25 protein-coding genes and 1 pseudogene are annotated in these 24,240 nt (G+C 64.9%); 15 read left to right on the forward strand and 11 right to left on the reverse strand.

What is annotated here, in order from left to right; translation table 11 throughout:
* Nucleotides 1-100 precede the first annotated feature (100 nt).
* From dhaK to dhaM, 3 genes are read left to right on the forward strand one after another with little or no spacing between them, the layout of a single operon-like run.
* The gene (gene dhaK, locus NG697_RS13625) at nt 101-1,102 is read left to right on the forward strand and encodes a dihydroxyacetone kinase subunit DhaK (RefSeq protein WP_252601706.1); all 1,002 of its coding nucleotides are present in this window, start codon (nt 101-103) and stop codon (nt 1,100-1,102) included.
* A gap of 2 nt (nt 1,103-1,104) precedes the next feature.
* On the forward strand, nt 1,105-1,737 hold the full coding sequence (dhaL, locus tag NG697_RS13630) for a dihydroxyacetone kinase subunit DhaL (RefSeq protein WP_058930378.1): 633 nt from the start codon (nt 1,105-1,107) through the stop codon (nt 1,735-1,737).
* Nucleotides 1,734-2,441 (forward strand): dihydroxyacetone kinase phosphoryl donor subunit DhaM, encoded by a 708-nt coding sequence (dhaM, locus tag NG697_RS13635; RefSeq protein WP_252601703.1) that lies wholly within the window; start codon nt 1,734-1,736, stop codon nt 2,439-2,441. The genes dhaL and dhaM overlap by 4 nt, the downstream gene beginning before the upstream one ends.
* Before the next feature lie 17 nt (nt 2,442-2,458).
* Here the strand turns inward: dhaM and NG697_RS13640 are convergent, their stop codons facing one another.
* From NG697_RS13640 to NG697_RS13660, 5 genes are all read right to left on the reverse strand, one after another.
* On the reverse strand, nt 2,459-2,752 hold the full coding sequence (locus NG697_RS13640) for a DUF3040 domain-containing protein (RefSeq protein WP_252614482.1): 294 nt from the start codon (nt 2,750-2,752) through the stop codon (nt 2,459-2,461).
* Between the two features lie 133 nt (nt 2,753-2,885).
* A complete protein-coding gene (locus tag NG697_RS13645; protein WP_252614483.1) occupies nt 2,886-3,380 on the reverse strand; it encodes a hypothetical protein in 495 nt (164 codons plus the stop codon).
* A 36-nt stretch (nt 3,381-3,416) separates the two neighbouring features.
* Nucleotides 3,417-3,848, reverse strand: coding sequence for a DUF3592 domain-containing protein (locus tag NG697_RS13650; RefSeq protein WP_252614484.1), 432 nt, complete (start codon nt 3,846-3,848; stop codon nt 3,417-3,419).
* Nucleotides 3,849-3,851: 3 nt separating this feature from the next.
* Nucleotides 3,852-4,283, reverse strand: a complete 432-nt coding sequence (locus tag NG697_RS13655) for a DUF3592 domain-containing protein (protein WP_252614485.1) — start codon at nt 4,281-4,283, stop codon at nt 3,852-3,854.
* 65 nt (nt 4,284-4,348) lie between these two features.
* Nucleotides 4,349-5,338: an iron-sulfur binding domain-containing protein gene (locus NG697_RS13660; RefSeq protein WP_252614486.1), complete on the reverse strand. Its 990-nt coding sequence runs from the start codon at nt 5,336-5,338 to the stop codon at nt 4,349-4,351.
* Nucleotides 5,339-5,490: 152 nt separating this feature from the next.
* Between NG697_RS13660 and NG697_RS13665 the strand changes: the two genes are divergently transcribed.
* Nucleotides 5,491-6,174: a hypothetical protein gene (locus tag NG697_RS13665; protein WP_252601685.1), complete on the forward strand. Its 684-nt coding sequence runs from the start codon at nt 5,491-5,493 to the stop codon at nt 6,172-6,174.
* Nucleotides 6,175-6,208: 34 nt separating this feature from the next.
* Here NG697_RS13665 and disA read toward each other — a convergent pair whose 3' ends face one another.
* On the reverse strand, nt 6,209-7,285 hold the full coding sequence (gene disA, locus NG697_RS13670; RefSeq protein ID WP_104060140.1) for a DNA integrity scanning diadenylate cyclase DisA: 1,077 nt from the start codon (nt 7,283-7,285) through the stop codon (nt 6,209-6,211).
* A gap of 647 nt (nt 7,286-7,932) precedes the next feature.
* Here disA and NG697_RS13675 point away from each other — a divergent pair.
* The gene (locus tag NG697_RS13675; RefSeq protein WP_374209929.1) at nt 7,933-8,271 is read left to right on the forward strand and encodes a GNAT family N-acetyltransferase; all 339 of its coding nucleotides are present in this window, start codon (nt 7,933-7,935) and stop codon (nt 8,269-8,271) included.
* A gap of 56 nt (nt 8,272-8,327) precedes the next feature.
* Nucleotides 8,328-8,732 carry a VOC family protein gene (locus tag NG697_RS13680; protein WP_252610954.1) on the forward strand — a complete coding sequence of 135 codons (405 nt, stop codon included), beginning with the start codon at nt 8,328-8,330 and terminating at the stop codon, nt 8,730-8,732.
* Nucleotides 8,733-8,850: 118 nt separating this feature from the next.
* Here NG697_RS13680 and NG697_RS13685 read toward each other — a convergent pair whose 3' ends face one another.
* Nucleotides 8,851-10,047, reverse strand: a complete 1,197-nt coding sequence (locus NG697_RS13685) for a Fic family protein (RefSeq protein ID WP_252614488.1) — start codon at nt 10,045-10,047, stop codon at nt 8,851-8,853.
* A gap of 222 nt (nt 10,048-10,269) precedes the next feature.
* Here NG697_RS13685 and NG697_RS13690 point away from each other — a divergent pair, with 222 nt between their 5' ends.
* Nucleotides 10,270-11,883, forward strand: coding sequence for a peptide chain release factor 3 (locus NG697_RS13690; protein ID WP_252601675.1), 1,614 nt, complete (start codon nt 10,270-10,272; stop codon nt 11,881-11,883).
* 6 nt (nt 11,884-11,889) lie between these two features.
* Nucleotides 11,890-13,119 (forward strand): beta-ketoacyl-[acyl-carrier-protein] synthase family protein, encoded by a 1,230-nt coding sequence (locus NG697_RS13695; protein WP_252601674.1) that lies wholly within the window; start codon nt 11,890-11,892, stop codon nt 13,117-13,119.
* Between the two features lie 4 nt (nt 13,120-13,123).
* Here NG697_RS13695 and NG697_RS13700 read toward each other — a convergent pair whose 3' ends face one another.
* Nucleotides 13,124-13,654 (reverse strand): hypothetical protein, encoded by a 531-nt coding sequence (locus NG697_RS13700; RefSeq protein WP_252614489.1) that lies wholly within the window; start codon nt 13,652-13,654, stop codon nt 13,124-13,126.
* A gap of 269 nt (nt 13,655-13,923) precedes the next feature.
* Between NG697_RS13700 and NG697_RS13705 the strand changes: the two genes are divergently transcribed.
* Both NG697_RS13705 and NG697_RS13710 read left to right on the forward strand, forming a co-directional pair.
* Complete coding sequence (locus tag NG697_RS13705; RefSeq protein WP_252610963.1) at nt 13,924-15,132, forward strand: aspartate transaminase; 1,209 nt, start codon at nt 13,924-13,926, stop codon at nt 15,130-15,132.
* Between the two features lie 26 nt (nt 15,133-15,158).
* Nucleotides 15,159-15,836, forward strand: a complete 678-nt coding sequence (locus NG697_RS13710; RefSeq protein ID WP_252601669.1) for a 4-carboxy-4-hydroxy-2-oxoadipate aldolase/oxaloacetate decarboxylase — start codon at nt 15,159-15,161, stop codon at nt 15,834-15,836.
* 133 nt (nt 15,837-15,969) lie between these two features.
* On the opposite strand, the pseudogene NG697_RS13715 reads toward NG697_RS13710, so the two are convergent.
* The 3 genes and pseudogenes from NG697_RS13715 to nac form a co-directional block, all read right to left on the reverse strand.
* Nucleotides 15,970-17,462, reverse strand: a pseudogene (locus NG697_RS13715) (HNH endonuclease signature motif containing protein).
* Between the two features lie 132 nt (nt 17,463-17,594).
* Nucleotides 17,595-17,861 carry a hypothetical protein gene (locus tag NG697_RS13720; RefSeq protein ID WP_252614490.1) on the reverse strand — a complete coding sequence of 89 codons (267 nt, stop codon included), beginning with the start codon at nt 17,859-17,861 and terminating at the stop codon, nt 17,595-17,597.
* Between the two features lie 143 nt (nt 17,862-18,004).
* Entirely contained in the window at nt 18,005-18,922 is a 918-nt protein-coding gene (gene nac, locus NG697_RS13725; protein WP_252612173.1) for a nitrogen assimilation transcriptional regulator NAC, read from the reverse strand.
* A gap of 316 nt (nt 18,923-19,238) precedes the next feature.
* Between nac and NG697_RS13730 the strand changes: the two genes are divergently transcribed.
* The 5 genes from NG697_RS13730 to NG697_RS13750 all read left to right on the forward strand — a co-directional run bounded on the left by NG697_RS13730 (nt 19,239) and on the right by NG697_RS13750 (nt 24,240).
* Nucleotides 19,239-20,327 carry an ABC transporter substrate-binding protein gene (locus NG697_RS13730; protein WP_252602495.1) on the forward strand — a complete coding sequence of 363 codons (1,089 nt, stop codon included), beginning with the start codon at nt 19,239-19,241 and terminating at the stop codon, nt 20,325-20,327.
* 49 nt (nt 20,328-20,376) lie between these two features.
* On the forward strand, nt 20,377-21,489 hold the full coding sequence (locus NG697_RS13735; RefSeq protein WP_252602494.1) for an ABC transporter ATP-binding protein: 1,113 nt from the start codon (nt 20,377-20,379) through the stop codon (nt 21,487-21,489).
* The gene (locus NG697_RS13740; RefSeq protein ID WP_252602493.1) at nt 21,486-22,406 is read left to right on the forward strand and encodes an ABC transporter permease; all 921 of its coding nucleotides are present in this window, start codon (nt 21,486-21,488) and stop codon (nt 22,404-22,406) included. The genes NG697_RS13735 and NG697_RS13740 overlap by 4 nt, the downstream gene beginning before the upstream one ends.
* A 2-nt stretch (nt 22,407-22,408) precedes the next feature.
* Complete coding sequence (locus NG697_RS13745; protein WP_252602492.1) at nt 22,409-23,224, forward strand: ABC transporter permease; 816 nt, start codon at nt 22,409-22,411, stop codon at nt 23,222-23,224.
* 227 nt (nt 23,225-23,451) lie between these two features.
* Nucleotides 23,452-24,240: a LamB/YcsF family protein gene (locus tag NG697_RS13750; RefSeq protein ID WP_252602490.1), complete on the forward strand. Its 789-nt coding sequence runs from the start codon at nt 23,452-23,454 to the stop codon at nt 24,238-24,240.

The raw sequence follows: 24,240 nt of genomic DNA on the forward strand, positions 1-24,240 counted from the left end.
ACCGCTTCCGCCGCATCGTCGCAGGCTACCGGACTTCAGGCGCCGGTAGTAGGGTCAAAGTGCATCCTCCAGGACGCACCCACACCCCAGGAGTTCTGCCATGAAAAAGCTCATCAATGATCCCCGTTCCGTGGTTGACGAATCCGTCGAGGGATTCGGTCTGGCCCACGCTGGACTGGTCACCGTCACTGCCGATCCGAAGTACGTCACGCGCAAAGACGCGCCGGTGGCAGGGAAGGTCGGACTAGTTTCCGGCGGGGGAAGCGGCCACGAGCCGCTCCACGCCGGGTTTGTCGGGCTGGGAATGCTCGACGCCGCCGTGCCGGGGGCGGTGTTCACCTCGCCGACGCCGGACCAGATTCTTCCGGCGACGCTCGCCGTTAACTCGGGTGCCGGCGTCGTCCATATCGTGAAGAACTACACCGGCGACGTCCTGAACTTTGAGACCGCAGCGGAGCTGGCGCAGGCCGAAGGCGTGGACATCCGCACGGTCCTGGTCAATGACGACGTCGCGGTGGAGGACTCCCTGTATACGGCAGGCCGCCGCGGAGTGGGCGGCACCGTTCTGGTCGAGAAAATCGCCGGCGCCGCGGCTGAACGTGGTGACAGCCTCGATGCCGTGGCCGCGATCGGTGACCGCGTCAACAGCAACGTCCGCACCATGGGGGTTGCGCTGTCCGCGTGCACAGTACCGCATGCGGGAACGCCCAGTTTCGACCTGGCGGATGATGAGATCGAGATCGGCATCGGCATCCATGGCGAGCCCGGCCGGCACAAAATCCCGATGGAGAACGCTGACGGCATCACGGACCGCCTGCTGGACCCGGTCCTCAGCGACCTGGGCATCACCGGGGGAGAGAAAGTCCTGCTGTTTGTCAATGGCATGGGCGGGACCCCGCTGAGCGAGCTGTACATTGTTTACCGCCGCGCTGCCCAGGTGATCGCAGAACGTGGAGCCGCCGTCGAACGCTCGCTGGTAGGGAACTACATCACGTCCCTGGAAATGCAGGGCTGCTCCATCTCGGTGCTCCGGCTCGACGATGAACTGACGCACCTGTGGGACGCTCCGGTGCACACCGCAGCCCTGCGTTGGGGCGTGTAACCGTGGTGCTGGACGTGAAATGGGCCGTCAGATGGCTGACTCTCTGCGCCCAGGCCATGGCGGAAAACCGGGTGTGGCTCATCGAACTTGACCGTGCGATCGGGGACTCGGACCACGGCGAGAACATGGACCGCGGGTTCCAGGCGGTGCTGGAGAAACTGGCTGAAGCGCAGCCTGAGACGCCCGGCGCGGCCCTGAAGCTGACTGCCATGACCCTTATGTCCAAGGTGGGCGGCGCCGCAGGTCCCTTGTACGGAACCGCGTTCCTGCGCGCTTCCACTGCTTTGGGCGATGCCGCCGAGATTGATCCGGGGCGGCTCGCCGACGCGCTTGTGGCTGCCCGCGATGGGATCGTGGCCAGGGGCAAGGCTGAGTCCGGCGACAAGACCATGGTGGATGCCTGGACCCCCGCCGCGGAGGCAGCGCAGGCCGCTGCGGCGGACGGCGCAGGCACCGTCCTTGGAGTGCTGGTCGCAGCCGCTGAGGCGGCTGAGGCTGGCGCCGTGGCCACCGAGCCCCTGGTCGCCCGCAAGGGCCGCGCCAGTTATCTGGGGGAGCGGAGCGCGGGGCACCGCGATCCGGGCGCCGCCTCCAGCGCCCTCATTCTGCGGGCCGCCGTTGGGGCCGCAGCGTGACGGTGCGCCTGGTGGTGGTGTCCCATAGCGAGAAAATTGCCGACGGCGCCGTGGAGCTCGCCGCCCAGATGGCGCCCGACGTCGTCATCCTCGCCGCCGGGGGCACCGCCGACGGCAGGATCGGAACGAGCCTGGAGAAAGTCATGTCTGCCCTGGACCAGGCGGCCGGCGGCGATGGCGTGGTGGTCCTGACGGACCTGGGATCTGCAGTGATGACGGCGGAATCGGCCCTGGAGCTCGTGGAGGAGCCAGCCGGCGTGCTCCTGGCGGACGCGCCCTTGGTGGAAGGCCTCGTGGCTGCCGCCGTGGCCGCACAGGGCGGCGCCGACGTGAAGGCAGTCAAACGTGCCGCCGAAGCGGTCTACGGATTGGGACCGGAGGTGGCGGCTGCTTCGCGGGTGCTCGCCGAAAGCACCGTGGCTGAAGGGTCCGTCACCGGTTCAGGGCCGGACTTCACCGGCGACTTCGAACTGGTGAATGAGGCCGGCATGCACGCCCGTCCGGCCGCCAAGATCGCGGGCGGTCTGGCGTCCCTCAACGCCGAGGTCACGGTCAACGGCGTGGATGGCGCGTCAATGACATCCCTGATGACCCTGGCGGCAGGCAAGGGATCCTTGCTCCATATCGAGGCTTGGGGGCCCGACGCCGAGCGTGCCCTGAACTACGTCGGCGGCCTGGTGCAGGCAGGCTTCGGCGAGCCGTAGGCCGTGGCCTGAGTTGCCTATTTTACCTGGCGGCTGCGGCCCAGACTAAAGGACCGCTTGTCCACGAGCAGGTACGTGCCGGCTCCCATCAGCAGGAAACCGCCGACGCCGACCACGATGATCTGCGTGCTGACCCCGACAATAAGCAACACCAGCCCGATCAGGCATGCGATGGCACCGAGGTAGATACGGCGCCCAAACCTGAGGCCCACGGAGCCGGTCGAGAGTTCCTCGGCGAGCCTCGGATCGTCTGCCGCCAGGCCCGATTCCAGCTCCTCGAGCTGTTTCCGCTCCCGATCTGAAAGTGGCATCCTTACCCCTTCCCGGCGGGGAACCTGTTCTAAATCCAACGTTGCCGATGCTGGTAATACAGACCGTAGAAGTGTCCTGAGTGGAAGTCAAGGGCGGGGTTTGACGGGGCTTATTTGTCGCCAGCGAGGGCGGTCAAACGGCTTGTCGCAGTCCCTCGGCGTCGAGAATCACCGAAGCCGTGACAAACCTCCCGCAATGCTCCCCGTAGGGGTGGGCCCCGCGGGGCCGGAAATCCAAGGTGCGCACAGGGAGGGCGGATCCGCCAGCAGAAGTACCCGTGGCGGTCAGCGCCATCGGGGCCTCCGTGAGGGACTCCAGCATCAGCATCCCGATCATGGTCCCGTCCGGGGAAGCCGTGGCAGAGCAGACGCCGTCCGGTGTGCAGCCTTGGTCGATGGATGCCGTTCCGTGAAACAGCTCGACGGGGGCTTCCTTGCAGACGCCGTCCTGGCAGGCCTTCAGGCGCAACGATCCCACGTGCGCCACGTACTCCCGCGCCACGGTAACGGAGACGGCAGTGGCCTGGGCGATGGCAGGGCACGGCTCCGGCACGGGGTAGTAGTAGTGGCAGCCGGAGGTGAGAACCGCCGTCGTCATCAGTGCCAGAAGTACCCCGGGCTTGCCCATACTTCAGCGTAAATCCGGAGCCGGAAGCCCGCATTGCTACCAGGAAAGTGATGCAAACATTGTTATGGCTGTGGCCCCAAAGATCACCATAATGAGACCTGTGGCCAGCCGGCCTTTGGCAACAGCGAAGACCGGCAGGGTGGATTCGGCGGGATTTGCCGGGTTGTAGACCACGGGTATGTGGGTGCCGATGATCGCCTGGTCCTGGCTGTAGATATCGGCCTGCCCCAGCCAGCGTTTGCCCCCGGCGTCCGCGAATTCGTACGACGGCGCAAACCGGTTCCGGCCGTTGCTCGCGGGTCCGTCCGTGCCGTGCAGGTTTCCCGTGACGGTGGCCGAAGCCTCCTGCCACCCCGCCATGGAACGTTTCCGGCGGAAGGACGCGGCCAGGGACAGCCCCATCAGGATCAGGCCTGCGGCAAGGAAAAGCCCGGGCAGCACGATGAACAGCAGTTTCAGGGACTCCACGGTTCAGCCCACCGGGAAGGCGCCGGCGACCCAGAACAGCAGCAGGGCGAAAAATACGAAGACCGGCATCAGGCACCCGATCACGATTTTCGATTCGGACGCCACCTGGAAAGACTGGTTGGGATTCGCCGGGTTGTAGGCCACTGCCAGGGGCGATCCCGGTGCCTGCCGGTTGGCGTACGAGACCTCGGATTCGCCGGCATACAGGGTCCCGTTGGGGTCGGCGAACTGGTACGTGGGGTAGAAGCGCCGGCTCCGCGTTGAGCCGCCTCCGCCATGTGTCCAGCCCGCGACGTTGCCGGTGACGGTCGCCTGGACCTTTGGCCAGCCGGCGATCAGTTTTTCCTGCCGCTTGGTCTTCCGCAGCGAACGGACCAGCGCAAAAATAACGCCCGCAACAAACAGTGCCCAGATGACGTACAACACGATTCTCATGAATTTCCCCCGGTTTGAGTCACCAGAAAGTATGCCATCCGGGCGCGGGCCACCCTAAAGGGGCCTCAGGCTGGCAGCCGGTAACCGCCCTGGTGTAGCTCGGCCAGCCCGTCGCCAAGGAGGCCGGCAATGGCACGTTCGAGCTGTTCCGGCGCGGAGTTCAGGCGGTGCAGTGCGGACAGGGGCACGCCGATTCCGTCCGCGGCGAAGCCCAGGTCAGCAGGCTCCCGCTGGAACATTTCCGCCGGCACGGGTGCGTCCGCACGCCGGAGCACAGCCATCACGGCACCCCGGACCTGCCGGTCAGTTCCGTGCCACGCCTGACCTTTGGGAGCGTACGACGGCGGCGGCTCGCCGGCTGCCAGCCACGCACAGGAGTCCCGCACCGGGCAGTCCGCGCACTTGGGCGCCCGCGCCGTGCAGACCAGCGCCCCCAGTTCCATTACCGCAGCATTCCAGTGCACGGAGGTCCCGACGTCGTCCGGCAGCAGTTCCGCCGCGAGCCGCATCTCCGCAGCGTTCAGCGATGGCGAGGGGAGCGCGACGCCGGATACCAGGCGCGCGTGCACACGCCGGATGTTCGTGTCCACCACAGTCTCCCGGAGTCCGAAGGCAAAGGCGGCAACGGCCGCGGCCGTGTAGCTGCCCACCCCGGGCAGGGCCAGCAGCTCCGTGTAGTTGCCGGGGACCTTGCCGCCGTGGTCGCGGACGATGGCAGCGGCGGCTGCGTGCAGGCGGAGTGCCCGGCGGGGGTAGCCGAGCCTGCCCCAGGAGCGGACGGCTTCCCCTGCAGGCTCGCCGGCGAGGGCGGCGGGGGTGGGCCAGCGCTTGAGCCATTCCCGCCAGACAGGAAGCACCCGCACCACTGGGGTCTGCTGCAGCATGATCTCGCTGACCAGGACTCCCCACGGTGAGCAGTGGCGTTCGCGCCAGGGCAAGTCCCTCGCCGTCTCAGCGAACCAGCCGGTGATCCTGCCGTGCAGCGCCGCGAGCTGGCCGGGGCGGAGGTCATCGGTGCCGAACGGGGCCGTAGCGGGGGCGCCGTCCGCGGGCATGGATGGGGAAAGGGTTGTAGCGTCGATCCCAACACTGTAGTGGATTCCCGGGCGCCCGCGCGAAGATGCCGCGGACAAACTGTGACCTAGCGTTGGCCGGGGGACCGGCGTGGTGGGACGGCAGAATCCGGTGGGTTCTCTAGCCTAGAAGGATGGGCAGGCAAGGCAATTCATCACCGCGCAAGACGGCATCCGCATCCGGTTCCCGGGGCGGGTCCGGAGCTACCCGGCAGCCGAGCGCAGCTGTCTACCGCCGTCGTCGGCTTTTTGTGGGAACCGCCCTGCTGATGGCGGTGGCGCTCACGTTCGGTGGCTTTGCGGTGGCCGGCGCCTTCAGCGGCACCGAGCAGGCATCCTCGACCGACGGCGCCACTGAAACGGCCCCCGCCCCCGGCGCATCGCCGTCGGAAACTGCGGGCAGCGAACCCACTCCCACACCCACGCCTTCCTGCAACCAAAACCTGGTGACGGTTTCCGCTTCGACCGACAAAGCCGCCTATGGCCCCGAGGAGAACCCGCTGCTTACCCTGAAGGTGACCAACGGCGGAACCATGCCGTGCGAGGTGAACATCGGAACGTCCCAGATGGAGTTCCTGGTGACCAGCGGCGCGGACAGGATCTTCTCGTCCAAGGACTGCCAGGCCAAAAGCCAAGACCTCGTAAAGACGATTGCCCCGGGCGCCAGCGATACGGCGAACTTCCCGTGGAGCCGGAACCGCACGCTGGAAGGCTGCAGCCCCATCGAGGCCAGACCAGGGGCCGGCGGGGCGTACTACATCTTCACGGCCAAGCTCGGCTCGAGGGCCAGCCCCAAGGCCGTGTTCCAGCTCAGCTGATCCGCCCTACCTTGGGCCCACGCCGGCGGGGAATCTAGAGGAAGCGGTCCAGCAGGCTGGCTTCGGCCATGCGGCTCAGGCCTTCGCGGACGGTCCGGGCGCGCTGGTCGCCGATGCCGTCAACGGTCATGAGGTCGTCGATGGTGGCCGCCATCAGGAACTGCAGGCCGCCGAAGTGGTCCACCAGGCGGTCGGCAACAGCCTTGGGGACTGCCTTGAGGCCGGACAGCAGCCGGTAACCGCGGGGCTGAACCACGGCGTCGAGGTTGGCCTCGCCGCCGGCAAAACCCACGATCCCGGAGATCTTGCCCAGGTCGATCAGCTCCGTGGGGCCGAGGTTCACCAGCGCGCTGACGGCCCGTTCGATGTCCTCCGCGGACGCGTCCGGTCCGGCGTAGTCGCGGATGATGACGTCGCTGCCGGGACCGCGGCCCACTGTCAGCTCATCGAGCTGGAGGGAAAGCAGGCGCCCGTCCTCGCCAAGTTCCAGGACGTACTGCGAGATTTCCTCGGAGATCCGGCGGACCATTTCCTGGCGCTGCAGGGTGACCGCGACGTCGCGGACGGTCACCATGGCCTCGATCTCCAGGGCGGACAGGGAACTGGTCACCTGGTCCAGCCGCGAACGGTACCGTTCCAGCGTGGCGAGGGCCTGGTTGGCGCGGGCCAGGACTTTTTCGGATCCCTCCAGCACGTGCCGGAGCCCGTTCACGTACAGGGCGATGATCTGCATGGACTGGCTGACGGAAATCACGGGAACGCCGGTCTGGATGGCCACACGCTCCGCCGTGCGGTGCCGGGTGCCGGATTCCTGGGTTTCGATGCTTGAGTCCGGGACCAGCTGGACCGCGGCGCGCAGAATGTTGCCGGCGTCCTTGTCGCAGATGATGGCGCCGTCCATCTTGGCCAGTTCACGGAGCCTTGTGGGGGAGAAGTCGATGCCGATGTCGAAACCGCCGGAGCAGATGGAATCGATGGTCCGGTCCGAGCCCAGCACAATCAGCGCACCGGTCCGCCCCCGGAGGATGCGTTCCAGCCCATCGCGCAACGGCGTGCCTGGAGCCACTCTGCCCAGAGTCGCCTTGAGCGATTCTTCGGGGCTCCGAGCCATAGGTGTTCCCTTCAAAGGTGCAGACTACCGCCCGCAGGTACGCCGGTTTTTTACACTCAGCCGGCAGGATCAAAAGTACTCAGTTTCCCGCAAGCTCAATGATAGAGGTAAGAAGCGGCAACAACCGCACGGACAAGCCCCAAAGTGCCCCTTTAGTGGGTGCCGCGAAGTGCCTCGGGAACGCGTACGACGGCGGCTGTCTGATAAGCATTTTGTGGCGTTTCACCGAAACAGCCCGCCGGACGGGGTGGTCACATCAGAATGATGAAACGAGGCGGTCGAGCGGCGGAGGCGCATGTCCGGCCGGCAATGCGTCGACGAGCAGACGCGCGTATCGGACCTTGTTGCCGCTGCGTCCCCCGAAGAACCGGCGTAACTGCGCCGTTATCGGCCGCTCTCGCTGTGACGGCTGGCGTTGGAGGATCCGGAACGACGCGAGTTCGCCCTGGGCCGCACGATCGACGGATGAACTCATCACGACTTCCAGACGTTCGTGCGGAGCAGGGAAGTGCCCCACCCGGGACGCGGCCGGAATCTGGGCTCGTGCTACCGCTCTGCGGGATCAGCTCCCCGTCATTCCACCGCTCGACGACAAGCTGCCGGGTATTAAATCGGCGCTTGCCTTGGACGGGGCGTTACTACTGATGATGCGCATAGGCGATCGCGCGATGGCGTTCTCGATCGTCGTCCCTCATGTGGATGTCTTGGAAGTGCTCTACCTCGCAGTTGACCCGGAAGCTTGGGGCAAGGGTCATGCGCGGCAACTCCTTGACCACCTCCGACACCACTCGGTTGAGGCACAGACTCCTATGGAGCTCTGGGTTATCGCCGACAACAAGAGAGCAATCTCCTCCTACGAAAGTGCCGGTTGGATTCCGACGTCCGAGACCAAGGTCCGCAACTCGGCGGGCCGGCTGGAACGCCGCTACATCCTGTCCCGGCGAAGGCTCCCCAAGCGGGACTCCGACATGGGCGCCCGCGATTGAATGGTGCGCCCCATAAACTGAGAGCCTCAGACAAATCAGCGTGAAAGACTCGCACAGTGAATGACGAGTCAGAAGGTGCCTTGCACCATATCGAACTGTGGGTGCCGGATCTTACTAGGGCCACGATTGAGTGGGGCTGGATCTTGTCTGCCTTGGGGTACGCGACCTACCAGACTTGGCCCCAGGGAATCAGTTGGCTGAAAGGCCCTACTTACATAGTTCTAGAAGAATCGCCGGACTTGAGTGGCCTGCATCATCAACGAACAGCGCCTGGTTTGAATCATCTGGCATTCATAGTGGCTAGCCGGCTACGTGTGGACACGCTGGCTAACGACGGTGCTGAGTACGGCTGGACGCAGTTGTTCCGGGAGAAGTATCCACATGCAGGAGGCAGCGGGCATTACGCCGCCTACCTCGAGAATTCAGACGGCTTCGAAATAGAGCTCGTGGCCACTCAATAGGACCACTCGCTAGCCATATCTTCATCGATGTCCCGTAGAGGGTTCCGTTGCGGGCAGGAGCTGGACGCCAAATCGGGCAGCGCTCGGTCCGCTCTGAGTGTGTCCGTTCACCGTCAGACTATCGGCGCCGCTTTGCTCGGGCGGCGAAATCGTCAAGGATCTGAACGACGTCCTTCGCAAGCCAAATTCGGTTTCGTCTTCCGTCTGTGATTTGGGTCAGAATGTTGGCGTCAACGAGGCGGTCGATGGCGACCTGAGCGTTGACAGCCGATATGCCAAGCTGAGCTGCGGCTGCGGCTGCGCCAATCACGGGTTGGCGAAGGAGAACGTCTACGAGCCGGTGGGCTGCCGAGTCTCGTCTTGCGCTGATGCGCCCTCGCCATTCGACTTGCACGATTTCCAGGTCGTTGATGAGGATACGGCCGTTGTGCACCGCCGCGAAGGATGCCTCGGCGAGTGAACGAACAACCGGGGCGATGTCTCCGGACCGGTACGCACTCAGGGAATCAAAGTAATGGCTGGTGTTGTGGAGCAAACCTGCGGAGACAGGAACGGCAACGTTTCGAGTGAGCTGTCCGCCGCGCAGCATCGACTGGATGAGAGCGCGACCGACCCTTCCGTTGCCATCGGGGAACGGGTGGATTGTCTCGAATTGGGCGTGAGCGATCGCGGTGTGAACGAGCACGGGAAGGTCGGCGCGATTGGCGAAGGTGCAGAGGTCGTCCATGAGCGCGGGGACCCGATCCTGATGGGGAGGGACAAACTGTGCGGTGTGCGGTCCGAGGCCCCCGCCACCGATCCAGACCTGCTGGTCACGCCAATGGCCGACGATTTCGGGATTGCTTTGCTCGAGCAGTGCGCGATGCATTTCCAGGATGGCGTGGCCGTCGATGGACTCGGACAGCGAAAGAGCTGCTTGCATGGCTCGGACGTTGCCGACGATGAGCTGCGCATTCTTCGAGGCGTGCTCACCGAGCTCCGCCAAGGCGATCTGCCGTGCGCCGCTCGTGAGGTTCTCGATTTCCGAGCTGGAGGCGCTCTCGGTGCGCAGGAGAATGGACGCGAATGGTGCCGCGATTTGACCTACTTCCGCATCGAAGCGGGCCAGCTCGCTCGCGGCCTCTTCAGTCAGCGCGTGCAGCTCGCTATCGAGCGAGATCGACTGGTCGGCGATGAATGCGGGCACCGCCGCCAAGTACGGACCCGCGGCCAAACGCTTCTGCGTTCGTGAGCCATACTCGTCCTGGACGCTGTGCCAGGGCCGTTCCTCATAGCCAAGCGGTGGCCAGGACGACCTCTCCTCAAACGTGGACATGGATCGAGTTTACCAATGCTTATTCACTTATCCATTGTTATGGCTTCTCGTTTTCTGCGCTTGTCCGCAGTCTGAAGTGCTGGTTTCCGGGGCGATAGGCTGCCACCTTCGGTGCGGGCCCGCCGCTGCGATAAACTTGGAACTTGGCTGTCACAGAGCCATGCTTCCCCTTGAGGCCTGCCGAGCGCCTTGGGGTAACCCCACCGCAGCGAAAGTAGCACCGTGTCCCAAGATGTCCTTAGCCCCGCCCGGGTCAACGAGATTCACAAACAGGCGGCCCGGCGTCGGACCTTTGCTGTCATTTCGCACCCCGACGCCGGCAAGTCCACCCTCACCGAGGCACTGGCGCTGCACGCGAAGGTGATCGGCACCGCCGGGGCCTCCAGCGGGAAGGCCAACCGCAAGGAAACGGTCTCGGACTGGATGCAGATGGAGAAGGACCGCGGCATCTCCATCAGCTCCGCCGCCCTGCAGTTCTCCTACCGGGACACCGTCATCAACCTGCTGGACACCCCCGGCCACGCGGACTTCTCCGAGGACACCTACCGCGTCCTGGCCGCCGTCGACTGCGCAGTGATGCTCGTGGACGCCGCCAAGGGCCTGGAAACGCAGACCATGAAGCTGTTTGAGGTCTGCAAGCAGCGCAACCTGCCCATCATCACCGTGATCAACAAGTGGGACCGGCCCGGCCTGGACGCGCTGGCGCTGATGGACGAGCTCACCGAGCGCACCGGCCTGCAGCCCATGCCGCTGACCTGGGCCGTGGGCATCTCCGGTGACTTCCGCGGTGTCTGGGACCTCCGCCAGGACCGCTTCGCCCGCTTCCAGCGCAACAATTCCGGCGCCAACATCGCGCTGACCGAGTACTTCACGCCCGAAGAGGCCGCCGAGACGCAGGGCAGCAACTGGACCGACGCCGTGGACGAGGCCGGCCTGGTCATCGAGTCCAACCTCGAATTCGACGTCGAAGCCTTCCATGCGGGCACCGCCACCCCCATCCTGTTCAGCTCCGCCGCCCTGAACTTCGGCGTGAAGGAACTGCTCGACGCCCTGGTCGATTTCGCGCCGCACGCCGCACCCCGGCCCGACGTTGAGGGCAGCCCGCGCCCGGTTGAATCATCCTTCTCCGGCTTTGTCTTCAAGGTCCAAGCCGGCATGAACAAGGCCCACCGCGACCACGTCGCCTTCATCCGCGTCTGCTCCGGCATCTTTGAGCGCGGCATGGTGGTCACGCAGACCCGCACCGGAAAGTCCTTCGCCACCAAGTACGCCCAGCAGGTGTTCGGCCGCGAACGCGAGGTCATCGACGAGGCCTACCCCGGCGACGTCGTGGGCCTGGTCAACGCCTCCACACTTCGCGTGGGCGACAGCCTCTTCCTCGAAGGCGCCGTGGAGTACCCGGCCATCCCGCTGTTCGCCCCGGAACACTTCCAGGTGGCCCGGTCCAAGGACCCCAGCAAGTTCAAGCAGTTCCGCCGCGGCATCGAGCAGCTCGAGCACGAGGGCGTCATCCAGGTGCTCCGCTCCGACGTCCGCGGCGACCAGGCGCCGGTGCTTGCCGCCGTCGGCCCCATGCAGTTCGAGGTGGTGGAGGACCGCATGGCGCATGACTTCAGCGCCCCCATGCGGCTCGAACGCCTGCCGTACTCCATCGCCAGGATTTCGACGGCGGACGCCATGCCCGCGCTGGCCAACGTGCCCGGCGCCGAGGTGCTGTTGAGGTCCGACGGCGAATACCTCGCCTTGTTCAACGACGTCTGGGCCCTGCGCCGGATCGAGAAGAACCACCCCGATCTGACCCTCGTGCCCATCGGCACCCACAACCCAGCAAAGTAGCGACCAATGCCTGCAGACCAACCCCGCGCGCTGATCACCGGCGCCGGCACCATCAACCCGCTCGGCTCCTCCGTGGCGGAAACCTGGACCGGCCTGCTGGCGGGACAGTCCGGCATCGCCGCACTGGACGAGGACTGGGCGGAACAACTGCCCGTGCGCATCGCCGGACAGGTCACCGCGGATCTCTCGGAGCACCTCACCACGCGCGAGCTGAAGCGCATGGACCGGTGCGGGCAACTGGCGCTGGTGGCTGCCCGGGAAGCCTGGCAGCAGGCCGGGGCGCCCGACGTCGACCCCGAACGGTTCGCCGTGGTGATCGGCTCCGCCTATGGCGGCCTGGGCTCCACCCTAGAACAGGACCGTGCGCTCGCCAGCGGCGGCCCGCGCCGGGTCTCGCCGCACACCCTCACCCGGCTTATGGTCAACGGCCCCGCGGCCTGGGTCTCCATTGACCTCGGCGCCCGCGGCGGAGCCCGGACCCCGGTCAGCGCCTGCGCGTCCGGCGCGGAAGCAATTGTCCAAGGCGCCGAAATGATCCGCTCCGGCGCGGCCGACGTCGTGATTGCCGGCGGCGTGGACGCCTCCGTGAACGACCTGGTGATCACCGGTTTCTCCCAGATCCGGGCACTCTCCACGCGCAACGGCGAACCCCATCTCGCGTCGCGCCCGTTCGACGGCGGCCGCGACGGCTTTGTCCTCGCGGAAGGCGCCGGCATTGTGGTGCTTGAGAGTGAAGCCCACGCCCTGGCGCGCGGCGCCGCCATCCTCGGCGCAGTGGCCGGCGGGGCGGTAACCTCCGACGCCAACGACATCGTGGCCGCGGACCCGGCCATGCAGCGGCGGGTCATGCAGAAGGCCCTGGAGTCGGCCGGAATGCAGGCTTCGGAGATCGGCTTCGTCCATGCGCACGCCACCTCCACCCCGGTAGGGGACCGGCTTGAAGCCCAGGCCATCAACGCCATTTTCGGTGCCGACGTGCCCGTGACCTCCACCAAAGGCCACACCGGCCACCTCCTGGGCGGCGCCGGTGCGCTCGCGGCGGTTGTGGTGGTCCAGGCCCTGCAGACCGGACAGCTCCCCGGAACCGCGAACGTCGAAGCGCTGGACCCCGAAGTGAACCTGAACATCGTCACTGAAAATGCCCACACGCTGGCGCCCGGCTCGGCCCCCGCCGGCCTGGTGAACGCTTTTGGCTTCGGCGGACACAGCGTTGCCCTTGTGATCACCGCCAGCTAGCCGGTCAGCCGGTTGCGCGGTGGTCCGCGAAATTCCTTCGGGGCTGCGCCGCGACACCGCGGGTCATTTTCTTGATCTGTTCAGGCCTGAGCCCCGTCAGGGATGCCAGCTCGAATTCGTCCAGAATCTGCTGCCTGCTGGCCTCGGCAAGCAGGTGCAGGCGCTCCATTTCGACTGCTGCCTTCGAGTCCTCCAAGGCGGTCAGTTCCCGCAGCAATCGTGTGATCGCACTGAGGTGCTCGGCCGCCGCGAGTCCTATCGGCTGCAGGTCGTCGAAGGCGCGGCCGGTCCGCCGCACCGCCAGGGCGGACAGGTGGGTGATCCGGGCCAGGTCCGCGACGGGAGTACCGTCCCGGATGGCCTGCGCCACAAATTGGTTGAGGCTTGCCCCGAGAGCCCGGATCCGGCTCGACCGGAAGCGGATGGCGCCCTGCTTGTCCGTGAGCAGCCGGCTGAGCTCTGCCCGTTGCTGATCCGCCGCTTGCCGGCGTTGCTCGCCTCGATAGCGGTAGCCTCCCCGGGCTGGGGATCGCACCGGGCTCCGGAGTGCCCCGCCGTCCCTTGCCGTTGCTGGTTGATGGCGGGCCATCGGTTCCTCTCCCTTGAACAGTACGCACAACGCTAGGCGTGTCCGCGGCTCCCGGGAAATACCTAAATCCGGTGCGGCAATAAGTGAATCGTGTGGGGTCGGGGCCATAAGGCTTCCTTATCTGTCCACGCAGAATACGTCTTATCCACAGCCGCCTGCAGTCCATAGGCTCGAATGACACAAGTCCCCTCACTGATGAACCATTGGAAGAGAACATGTCTGAATTCGTGCCTGCATCGCGTGTTTCACGCATCAAATCGTCTCCAAGCGTGGCCGCTGCCGCCCGCGTCCGGGAGCTCAAAGCAGAGGGCCGCAGCATTCTTGACCTCACCGTGGGGGAGCCGGACTTCGATACGCCGGAACACATCAAGGCCGCCGCCGTGCAGGCAATCGCCGACGGCGAAACCAAATACACCTCCGTGACCGGGACGCCCGCACTGCAGAAGGCCATCCTGCAGACCCTGGAGCTGAACACCGGCCTGCACTACTCCGCCAACGAAATAACCATCGGCGGCGGGGCCAAGCAGGTCATCTTCACCGCGTTTATGGCCTCCCTGGACGACGGCGACGAGGTCATCATTCCCGCCCCCTACTGGGTCTCCTATCCGGACATGGTCCTGGCCAACGACGGCCGGCCCGTGATCGTCCCCTGCGGCGAGGACTCGGGGTTCAAGCTCACCCCCGACGCCCTGCGCGCTGCCATCACCGACCGGACCAAGTGGCTGATCCTGAACACACCCTCCAACCCCACAGGGGCCGTCTACTCACGCACCGAACTGCGCGCGCTCACGGACGTCCTGGCCGGCTTTCCCCACGTCTTTGTCCTGACCGACGAAATTTATGACCAGATCTACTTCGGTGCAGGCAAGCTGACAGGCCTCGTGGAAGCGGCTCCCGAACTGAAGGACCGCGTCCTGGTAATCAACGGCGTCTCCAAGGCGTACGCGATGACGGGCTGGAGGCTCGGCTACGGCGCGGGTCCGGCCGGCCTGATCGGGGCCATCAACAAGCTGCAGTCACAGATTTCCTCGTGCCCGTCGTCGGTCAGCCAGGCGGCGGCCGCGGCCGCCCTCACGGGAGACCAGTCCTTCATCCGCACCAGCGGCGAGGTGTACCGCAGCCGCCGGGACGCCGCCGTCGCAGGCTTGAACGCGATCTCCGGGCTGTCATGCTCGACGCCGGAGGGGGCCTTCTACGCGTACGTGAACTGCGGCGGGGTACTTGGGAAGACGACGCCGGACGGCAGCGTCATCCGAGATGACCAGGACTTTGTGCTCTACCTCCTCGACCACGCATCCGTCGCTGCCATTCCGGGCTCCGCCTATGGGCTCGGGCCCTACTTCCGGATCTCGTATGCAACCAGCCTGGCCGTCATCGAAGAGGCTGCCGCCGCCATCGACAAAGCAGTCCAGGCCCTCAGCTGATCAATCCCCAAACCGAAGGACACAACATGATCCACGTCAAGACAAACGTTGACAGGCCGACGGCGGACGCCGTCCTCAGGCTGTCCAAGTTCTCCTCTGCGACCATCCACGAAGCCCAGGGCAGGAAGGGTGCGCTCAGTTCGAAGATCAAGCCGATTGACCGCAGCATGTCCTTCTGTGGACCCGCCACAACGGTCCGCTGCGCACCCCGCGACAACCTGATGCTGCAGGTTGCCATCCATTATGCGGAGCCGGGCGACGTTGTCCTGGTTGCCGCGGGCGAGTTCGAAGAGGCCGGGACGTTTGGCGACGTCCTGGGCAACGCCATGAAGGCCAAGGGTCTTGCCGCCATGGTGACCGACTCAGGGGTCCGGGACACCCAGGACCTGATCGAACTGGGTCTGCCGGTGTTCTCCGGCAGCGTCAGCATCAAGGGAACGGTCAAGGAAACCATCGGCCCCATCAACCACCCTGTGGTTTTTGGCGACGAGATCATCTACCCCGGTGACATCCTGCGCGGCGACGCCGACGGCGTGGTTGTGGTGCGCAAGGACGAAGTGGAAGATGTCATCCGGCTCTCCCAGGAACGGGACGACGCCGAGCGCGAACTTATCGGCCTGTACAAGGCCGGCGGCACCACCATCGAGCTGTGCAACCTCACCGAGGTACTCAAGGCCAAGGGCCTGCTGGTCGAAGAGGCCTAGCAACGGCTCCTCCGCGCCTGGCAGTGCCGCCGCAGACCTGACAGTGCCGCCGCAGAGTCGACCGCCGGGTGGATTCTGCGTGGTGCTGTCTGTCTGTCCGTCTTGTCTGTGTGTCGGGCAGCCAGTCAGGCGCTCAGGCGCGGGCGTGGAGGAACCGTTCCAATCGGCCCTCACCGAGGGATATCCCGAGGTGCACAATGTCCGGCTGGCAGCCGGGGGCATCACACGGGGCGGAGTAGGGCGCGCGCCCGTTTGATGTCAGCTCCGGTTTCAGTCCTTTTGGCCAGTGTGGTGGTTCCCAGTCCTGGTGTTCACTCTTGTAGTGCCGGCCAGTGGGCGAGATCCAGCCGGGTGGTTCGTTCTTTGTGGCTGGTGTGGGTTCCCAGGCGCTCGTGTGTCTCATGCGGTGATGTTTAGGGCAGGGTTGACCCAAATTCGATACGCCGGTGGTTCCGCCCTTGTCCCAGGCGAGGATGTGGTCCGCCTCGTTGTCCAGGGAATGGTTACTGCAGCCAGGGAAGGGGCACTTGCCGTCGCGCAGCCGGAGCCAGTTCCGCATGGCCTTGGTGAGACGGTAGTTGGCGCGGCCGATCTCCAGGGGTGCCCCGTCCCGCGGGTCAACCAGGACCCGGTAGAACGAATCGGCCCCGTTCGCCACGAGGTCCCGGGCCATCGAGGCCGGGATCGGGCCGTAGCCGTCAAGCATCGCCGGTTCCTCGGTGGCGCCGAGCAGGGAAAACACCGGGACCGTCACCATCACGAGGGCCCGGGGCGGCGGAACCTGCCCGGGATCATGTTCTGCGGGGTTCCCGCCGCCGAGGAGGGCGGCGGCGAAGATGTCGGCCCGTAGCTGTGTGAGGGTCAGGGGCTCGTCCGGGCCCTGCAAACCACGGGCGACGGCGGTGGTCCGGTTCCAGATCCCGGCCGCCTGGTCCGCGGGGAGGTAGGCCGAGAGCCATGCCATCCCGTCCTGATCCGGGGCGTACTCGACCCGACGATCCAGGACACCCTTTGCGTGCCGCTTCTCGATACTCTCCGTATGGTGGCGTTCCCGCCAGGTGCGGGCCCTGTGACGGAACCGGAACGCCGGCATTTCCCCTGCGGGACAGCCACCGGCCGCGTTCGGCGCATCCGGGTCCAGAAAGTGGGCCTCCAGCGACGCGGCACCGGCCGGGTCAAGGGTTGCGGCTTCATCCACCATGGCCCGCGCGTGCTGCCACGAAATGGTGCCCTCCTGCAGGGCGGACAGCGTCAGCGGCAAAGCGGTCGTCAGCAGCTGGGACTGGTTCAGCAACGCCCTCGCAGCCCTGTCGCCGATGGCCAGGACGCATGCGATCTCCGCGGTCACCGCGGCCTCTTGCGCCGAACCTTCCCCCGGTGAGGCGCCGGGAGGCGCTACAGATTCCGCCGTTTTAGCGAATTTCGCGGCGGCCTGGGCTTTCAGGGCAGCCATACGCGCATCCGACGCCGCCGCCCCGGCCAGAACGTCCAGGCAATCTTCGGCCAACCCATGCCGCGGATCGCCCTATAAAACGCATCGGAGCCTGATTCAGCCACAACGGCAGTAAGCACAGCAATGGCGGCATTGATGTCCTTGAATGCCTTCGCCACTGCTGGGTTTCCCATGTCTAAATCATCCAGCGGGGGTCTGACATTTTCCGCGGCTGGCCAGGCTTACCCTGCCTTCACGGTCGTCGACGCCAGAGGTGTCCGGTTACGCATGGTGTCGATCCTGCTTATTTCTGCCGACCAACGAGTTCAGCCAACCAGCGAGTGGGCCCTGGAAACGGCAAGCTGCGGTCCGGGCAGGGGATAAGCGGCCGGGCCGGTGGCGGTTTCGTCCAGGAGCCAGAGCGTCGCCCCTGACGCGCCCCTGGGCATGATGCTGCCTTCAAACACAAACACGGACTGACCGGGCTGTCCTTCGGGAAGCCAGAACCCGTTCGCGGGGCAGTGGGATCCGGTTCTCGCCGCCAAGCGGCTCCCGCTCGAAGGGACCCGGTGCGCACTGCTGATCTTTTTCACGATGTGCTCCCAATCAACTAATTCCACTGAAGAAATGATTACCGGTTCATCCGACATTTCATATTTCAAGATTAGTTTCGCGGAAGCGAGTTTACTAAGACCAAATCCACATGCCCTGATAAGGAAAAGCTTTGGATCCAAAGCTACCTTGTGTATTTAGCGCTCAGCATCTCCTGGAGCATTTCCTTCAACACCATCAGGACGGCCGATGCCGCCTCTGACAGTGGTTCGTGATCCGGCGTGCAGAGTGCTATTTTGCACTGCAGCCCTGGATCAAAAATCCGCAGGACCCGGAAGTCTTCCTCGTGGAAAAGTGCGTCGGCTGCTGACTTCGGCAAGATGGTGGCGCCCATGTCCGCCCGCAGGAGCCGGGTCAGGGAAGGCACGGATTCCACCTCGCCCACCAAGCGAAGGCTGAGTCCCTTGTCCCGCATGCCGGTCTCGACAATCTGGCGCAGGGTGTGGTTCTGCTCGGGAAGGAACAGGCCGAATTCCGCTGCCTCCTCAAGGGTGATCTCGCCCGACTTGGCTGCCGCCGTGTTCTTGCCGTTCACCACCAGGTGAAGATCCTCCACGATCATGGTGGTGAACTGCACGCCGCGGATGGGCCCAGGCTCGTAGATCAGGGCCATGTCCAGCCTGCCGTTCTTGATGGCCTCGCTCAGCACACCGCCGTAGATCTCCGTCAGGTGGAGCACGATGTCCGGGTAGCGCCGCGCTACTTCACTGATAATGCGCGGCGTCAGGCTCGAAGCCATGCTGTACGGTGCGATCGCTATTGACACGCGGCCGGCAGGGGCGGCCCCCGAACTCGCCACATCCTGGCGTGCCTGTTCGACCAGCCGAAGGATGGTCTGAGCGTGCCGGTAGAGCGTGTGGCCGGCGGCTGTGGGCTGCACGCCCTGCTTACTGCGGATGAGCAACCGCTGCTTCAGCTCGGTTTCCAGTGCGGAGACCTGCTGGCTCAGGGCAGGCTGGGCCACGTGCAGGGCTGCGGCAGCCTTCGTGATGCTCCCTGAGTCAACAATCTTCACGAAGTAGGCGAGTTTTCGAGTGTCCATACCGGCGTTTCTTTCGTCTGCGGCGCCCTGAAGCCCCGACGGGTCATATCCGGATTTTATGGAGGGATACGCAATAGGTCTTTGTGTGATCCACATCTCGGACACTAGGTTGATCTTCAGAACACAATTTCTGTGACAAACAGATTATACCCCTCCATCCATAAGCGGCGATGATGCCCCTATATGGCTTTTGCATAATCACTCCGTTTACAGAAAGCGTCGCTTTCTTTTACGTCCACGAAATATACGCTCCATACCTTTTAGAAGCATCCTCCAGAATCCGACGGATTCCCACCTGACTAAGGAAGAGACTCAAATGAGAGTTATCACTAAAGGCAAAATCGCATTAGCCGCTGCCGCGACAGCCGCAGCCCTGGTGCTGACCGGCTGCGGGGGCAGCGCAGGGTCCAGCAGCGGCGGAAACTCCAGCGCCACGTCGGGCGAGCTGAACCTGATTGCCTACTCCGGTGTCTGGCAGGACCAGTACACGGCTGCCGTTATCGAACCTTTCAAGGCCAAATACCCGGACATCAAGATCAACTACTCCTCCAAGCGCTCCTCCGCCGAAATGCTGAGCGCACTCCAGGGCCAGAAGAACAATCCGGCCACTGACGTGGCCATCATGGACAACTCCGTATCCACCACGGGCAACACGCAGGGTCTCTTCGACAAGATCGACCCCGCTGCGGTTCCCAACCTGGCGAACGTACCCGAGCAGTTCAAGAACAAGGGCGGATTCGGTCCGGTAGTCATGCTGGATGCGGTTGGTTTGCTCTATGACACGGCAACTTTCCCCAAGGCGCCTGAGAGCTGGGATGTGCTCTGGGACCCGGCCTACGCAGGCAAGATCAACGTCAATGCTCCGCCGTCGCTGCTGGGTCTGTCCCTGACTGCGATCACGTCCAAGATGGAGGGCGAGGACTACACCAAGAGCATCGACAAGGCGGTTGCCCGCCTTAAGGAGATGGCGCCGGGCGTCCAGACGTTCGCCCCCAACCCCGACGAATACCAGAACGTGATCACCGGCCAGACGGTCCTGGGGCTGGGACAGAACGCCCGCGGCCAGTTCTACAGCGACCAGAGCAACAAGAAGATGGGCGTGACGTTCCCCAAGGAGGGCACCGTCTACCAGATCAACACCGTCAACGTCGTCAAGGATGCGCCCAACAAGGCCGCCGCCCAGACATTCGTTGACTATGCGCTCTCCGCCGAAGCGCAGACCGCCTTCGCCAAGGCTCTCTTCTACGCCCCGTCCGTGACCAACGCCGACCTGCCGGCGGACGTCAAGGACCGCGTGGTTCCCACTGACGGCTCCCTGAACATCGTCCCCCTCGATGTTGAGTTCCTGTCCTCCGCCCGGGACAAGTGGACTGACACCTGGAAGCGCCAGATCATCACCAAGTAGCCGTCCCCACGGCGCCCCTCCCCCCATCTGCTTCAGGAGAACTGAAATCGTGACTGAATCAAAACTGTCGATCGTGGATCTGACCAAGAGATACGCAGCCGGTCTTGACCCGGCCGTCGACCGCCTGAACATGGAGGTGGAGGAGGGGCACCTGGTGGCGCTCCTCGGCCCGTCAGGCTGCGGCAAAACCACCACCCTGCGGATGGTGGCCGGCCTGATGGACCCCACCGCCGGCTCCATTGTGGTGGATGGCAAGGAAATCACCCACACCCCTGTGAACAAGCGCGGCATGGGCATGGTGTTCCAGTCCTACGCCCTCTTTCCGCACATGAATGTGGAACAGAACGTGGCCTTCGGGCTGCAGATGCGCCAGACCTCAAAGTCCGAGCAGAAACGCCGGGTGGCCGGGGCGCTGGACATGGTCCAGCTCGGCCACCTGTCCAAGCGGCAGGTCAAGGACCTGTCCGGCGGGCAGCAGCAGCGCATCGCCCTGGCGCGCGCCCTCGTAGTGGAGCCCACGCTCCTGCTCCTCGACGAGCCCCTGTCCAACCTTGACGCCAAGCTCCGCGAGACCATGCGGACCGAGATCCGCTCCATCCAGCAGCGGACCCGGGCCACTACGCTGTTCGTGACCCACGACCAGGACGAGGCGCTGGACATGGCCGACCGCATCGCCGTGATGAACGGCGGCCTGATCGAACAGTTTGGGTCGCCCACCGACGTCTACGAACGGCCACGGACGCGGTTCGTGGCGAACTTCATCGGCCAGGCGAACTTCCTCAACGCCCGGGTCCTTTCCGAGACGGGTTCCGCGGCCAAGGGCGAAACCCACTACAGGGTCTCCATCGACGGGCTCGGCCAGTTCGGTGCGGTGGGCGCGCCCGGCCTGACCGGATCCACGCATGAACTCGTCATCCGCCCCCACCGGCTCAGGGTGTCCCTCCAGCCGGCCGGGACCGAAACCATTGCGGGCGTCATCGAACGGGTCAACTACACCGGCGATGCCCTCTCCGTAGCTGTCAAGGCCGGCGACCGCGTCCTGCAGTCCCAGATGCCCACGTCCAGCGGCGACCTGCCCCGTACTGGCGATGCAGCCTATCTTTCGTGGAACGAGCAGGATGCCTACCTGCTGCCCACCCCAGTGAAAGAGCCGGCAGCGTGACCGTCACCCAGACCGAGGCCCCGGCCGCCCGCCGGGCCGGCGCGGCTGAAGGCGAGCTGGAAAAGTCCACAGGACGCCGCAACCGGCGGACCTACCTTGCCCTCCTGATACCGGGCGTTCTCGGACTCGTGGTCAGCTTTGTTTTCCCGCTGGCCTACATGGTCCGGATGTCCTTCAACAAGGGTGCGCCGGACGGTGTCATCGAGGAAACCTTGACGCTGGACACGTATATCCAGCCGCTGACCGATCCGTACTACTGGCGGGTCACGCTGGACACCTTCCAGATGGGTGTCACCGTGGGACTGCTCTGCGTCCTGGTGTCCTACCCGGTGGCCCTCTTCCTCGCTCGGAGCACCAGCAAATACCGCGGGCTGCTCATCGCCGTCGCCATCGCACCCCTGCTGACCTCGGCGGTTGTGCGGACCTACGGGTGGATGGTCATCCTGGGCACGAACGGCCTGGTAAACTCCACGCTGGACGGAATGGGCCTGATCGATACGCCGCTCAAGCTGACCAACAACATGACCGGCGTAACCATCGGTCTTGTTGAGATCTTTATGCCCTATGCCATCCTCGCGATGATCTCGGGCTTCGGGCGCCTCAGCCCGCAGCTGGAAGAAGCCGCCGGATCGTTGGGCGCCAGCAAGCTGCAGATTTTCACCCGGGTGACTCTGCCGTTGAGCCTGCCCGGCATCCTCACGGCATTCCTGCTGGTCTTTGTGTTGTCGATCAGCACGTTCATCACCCCGCGCCTCCTCGGCGGCGGCAGCGTCCAGGTGCTCGCCACGGAAATCTACGATCAGACCACCGGGCTGCTCAACTGGCCGTTTGCGGCAGCACTCTCCGTCATCCTGCTGGTCCTGTTCGGCCTGATCATCGCCGTTTACCAGCGCCTCACCAAAAAGATCGGAGGCTAGCCATGTCCGAGGCCCGCCTGTTCAAGCCGCGGTTCAACCCGGCCAAGCCCGCGTTCGGGATCCTGGTATTCCTGCTCTACTTGTTCCTCCTGGCGCCGCTGCTGATCGTCTTTGTTGTCTCGTTTGCCTCCAACCAGTACCTGTCCTTTCCGCCGGAGGGCCTGACGTTCAAGTGGTACGAGATGCTGCCGGAGGAAAGCACCTTCATGAACGGCATGCGGGTCAGCCTCATTGTCGCCGTGATCGTCACGGTCATCGTTTTGGCGCTCGGAGTTCCGGTGGCATTGGCCCTGGACAGGTTTGAGTTCAAAGCCAAGGCAGCGGTGCAGTCATTCTTCCTCTCGCCGCTGCTGATCCCCAGCATCGTCCTGGCGCTGGGCATGGTCCTGCTGTTTGGTCCGCTGAACCTGAACAACACCTACACCGGCATCATCATCGGCCACGTGGCCATCACCATCCCGTTCGTGATCAGGACAACGCTGATGAGCCTGGCCACCACCGACACGTCCTGCGAGGCGGCGGCAAGGATCCTCGGGGCAGGGTCGTGGACCGTCTTCCGGCGAATCACCCTTCCGATCATCCAGCCAGGGGTCATCGCCGGCGGCGTCATAGCGTTCATCGTCTCCTTCGACGAAGCAGTCATCTCGCTGTTTGTGGCCGAATCAGGGCTGCCGACGCTGCCCGTGCAGGTCCTGCGGTACGTGGAGAACTCTGCCGACGCAGCCGTGGCGGCACTGTCCGTCATCCTCATCCTGATCTCCCTCGCCGTCGTCGTAGTCGTAGAGCGTGCTATGGGCCTGCGCAAAGCCCTGCGCTAGGCGCCCGGGATAGGCCCCGGGGTCATAACGGTGGCCTATCCCGTGACATGGATTACGTCTTTGTGTGGGGCAGCGCACGGTGCCAGACTTTTGGGTAGGGCCGGAACCGCGGTTTACAGCCATAAGCAATGGCGATGACTCACCACGCGGCGGCCGCTTCCCCCTCAAGTTTTTCCGGCCCCCCACGGGCACAACAGCTCAGAACACCACGAAGGAAGGCACACACTATGGGTCGCACGGTTGATCTTGTGGCAGATCTCGGTGAAGGCTTCGGTGCCTACTCCCTGGGTGACGACAGCGCACTTCTGGAAATCGTCTCCAGCGCGAACATCGCCTGCGGATTCCACGCCGGCGACCCGGACATCATGGACCGCACCGTTGCCGAATGCGTCCGGCGCGGCGTCAGCATCGGTGCACACCCCAGCTTCCCGGACCTGCGGGGCTTCGGACGGCGCGCCATGGATCTCACCGCGGCTGAAGTCCGCAACGACGTCCTCTACCAGCTCGGAGCCCTGTCCGCCTTCGCCGCCTACCACGGCACCAGCGTCGCCCACATCGCCCCCCACGGCCGGCTGGGCAACCTCGTCGCCACCCGCCAGGATTACGCCACCGCGGTCGCGGATGCCGCCAGCCGCTTCCGCGCAGACCTGATCGTCCTGGCCCAGGACGGCGAGCTTGCCCAGGCCGCCACCGACCGCGGGTTGCCCGTGGCCATCGTGGGCATCGCCGACCGGGCGTACGAGGACGACGGAACACTGGTGCCGCGCAGCCAGCCCGGCGCCGTCATCCATGACCCGGCAACCATCGTCGACCGAACCATCCGCATGGTGTGCGAAGGAATAATCGAATCGGCGTCCGGCGTAAAGCTTTCCGTCGTCGCGGACACCGTCCTGCTGCACGGGGACAACCCGGGCGCCGTGGACCTGGCCCGCATCATCCGCAAGGAGCTCACCGCGGCCGGCGTGACCATTGCCCCGCTGCCCCAGGTGCTCGCGGCCAAAACGGAAGCCGCCTGA

The sequence above is a fragment of the Pseudarthrobacter raffinosi genome (genome assembly GCF_023913835.1).
GTDB classification, from domain to species: Bacteria; Actinomycetota; Actinomycetes; order Actinomycetales; family Micrococcaceae; genus Arthrobacter; species Arthrobacter raffinosi.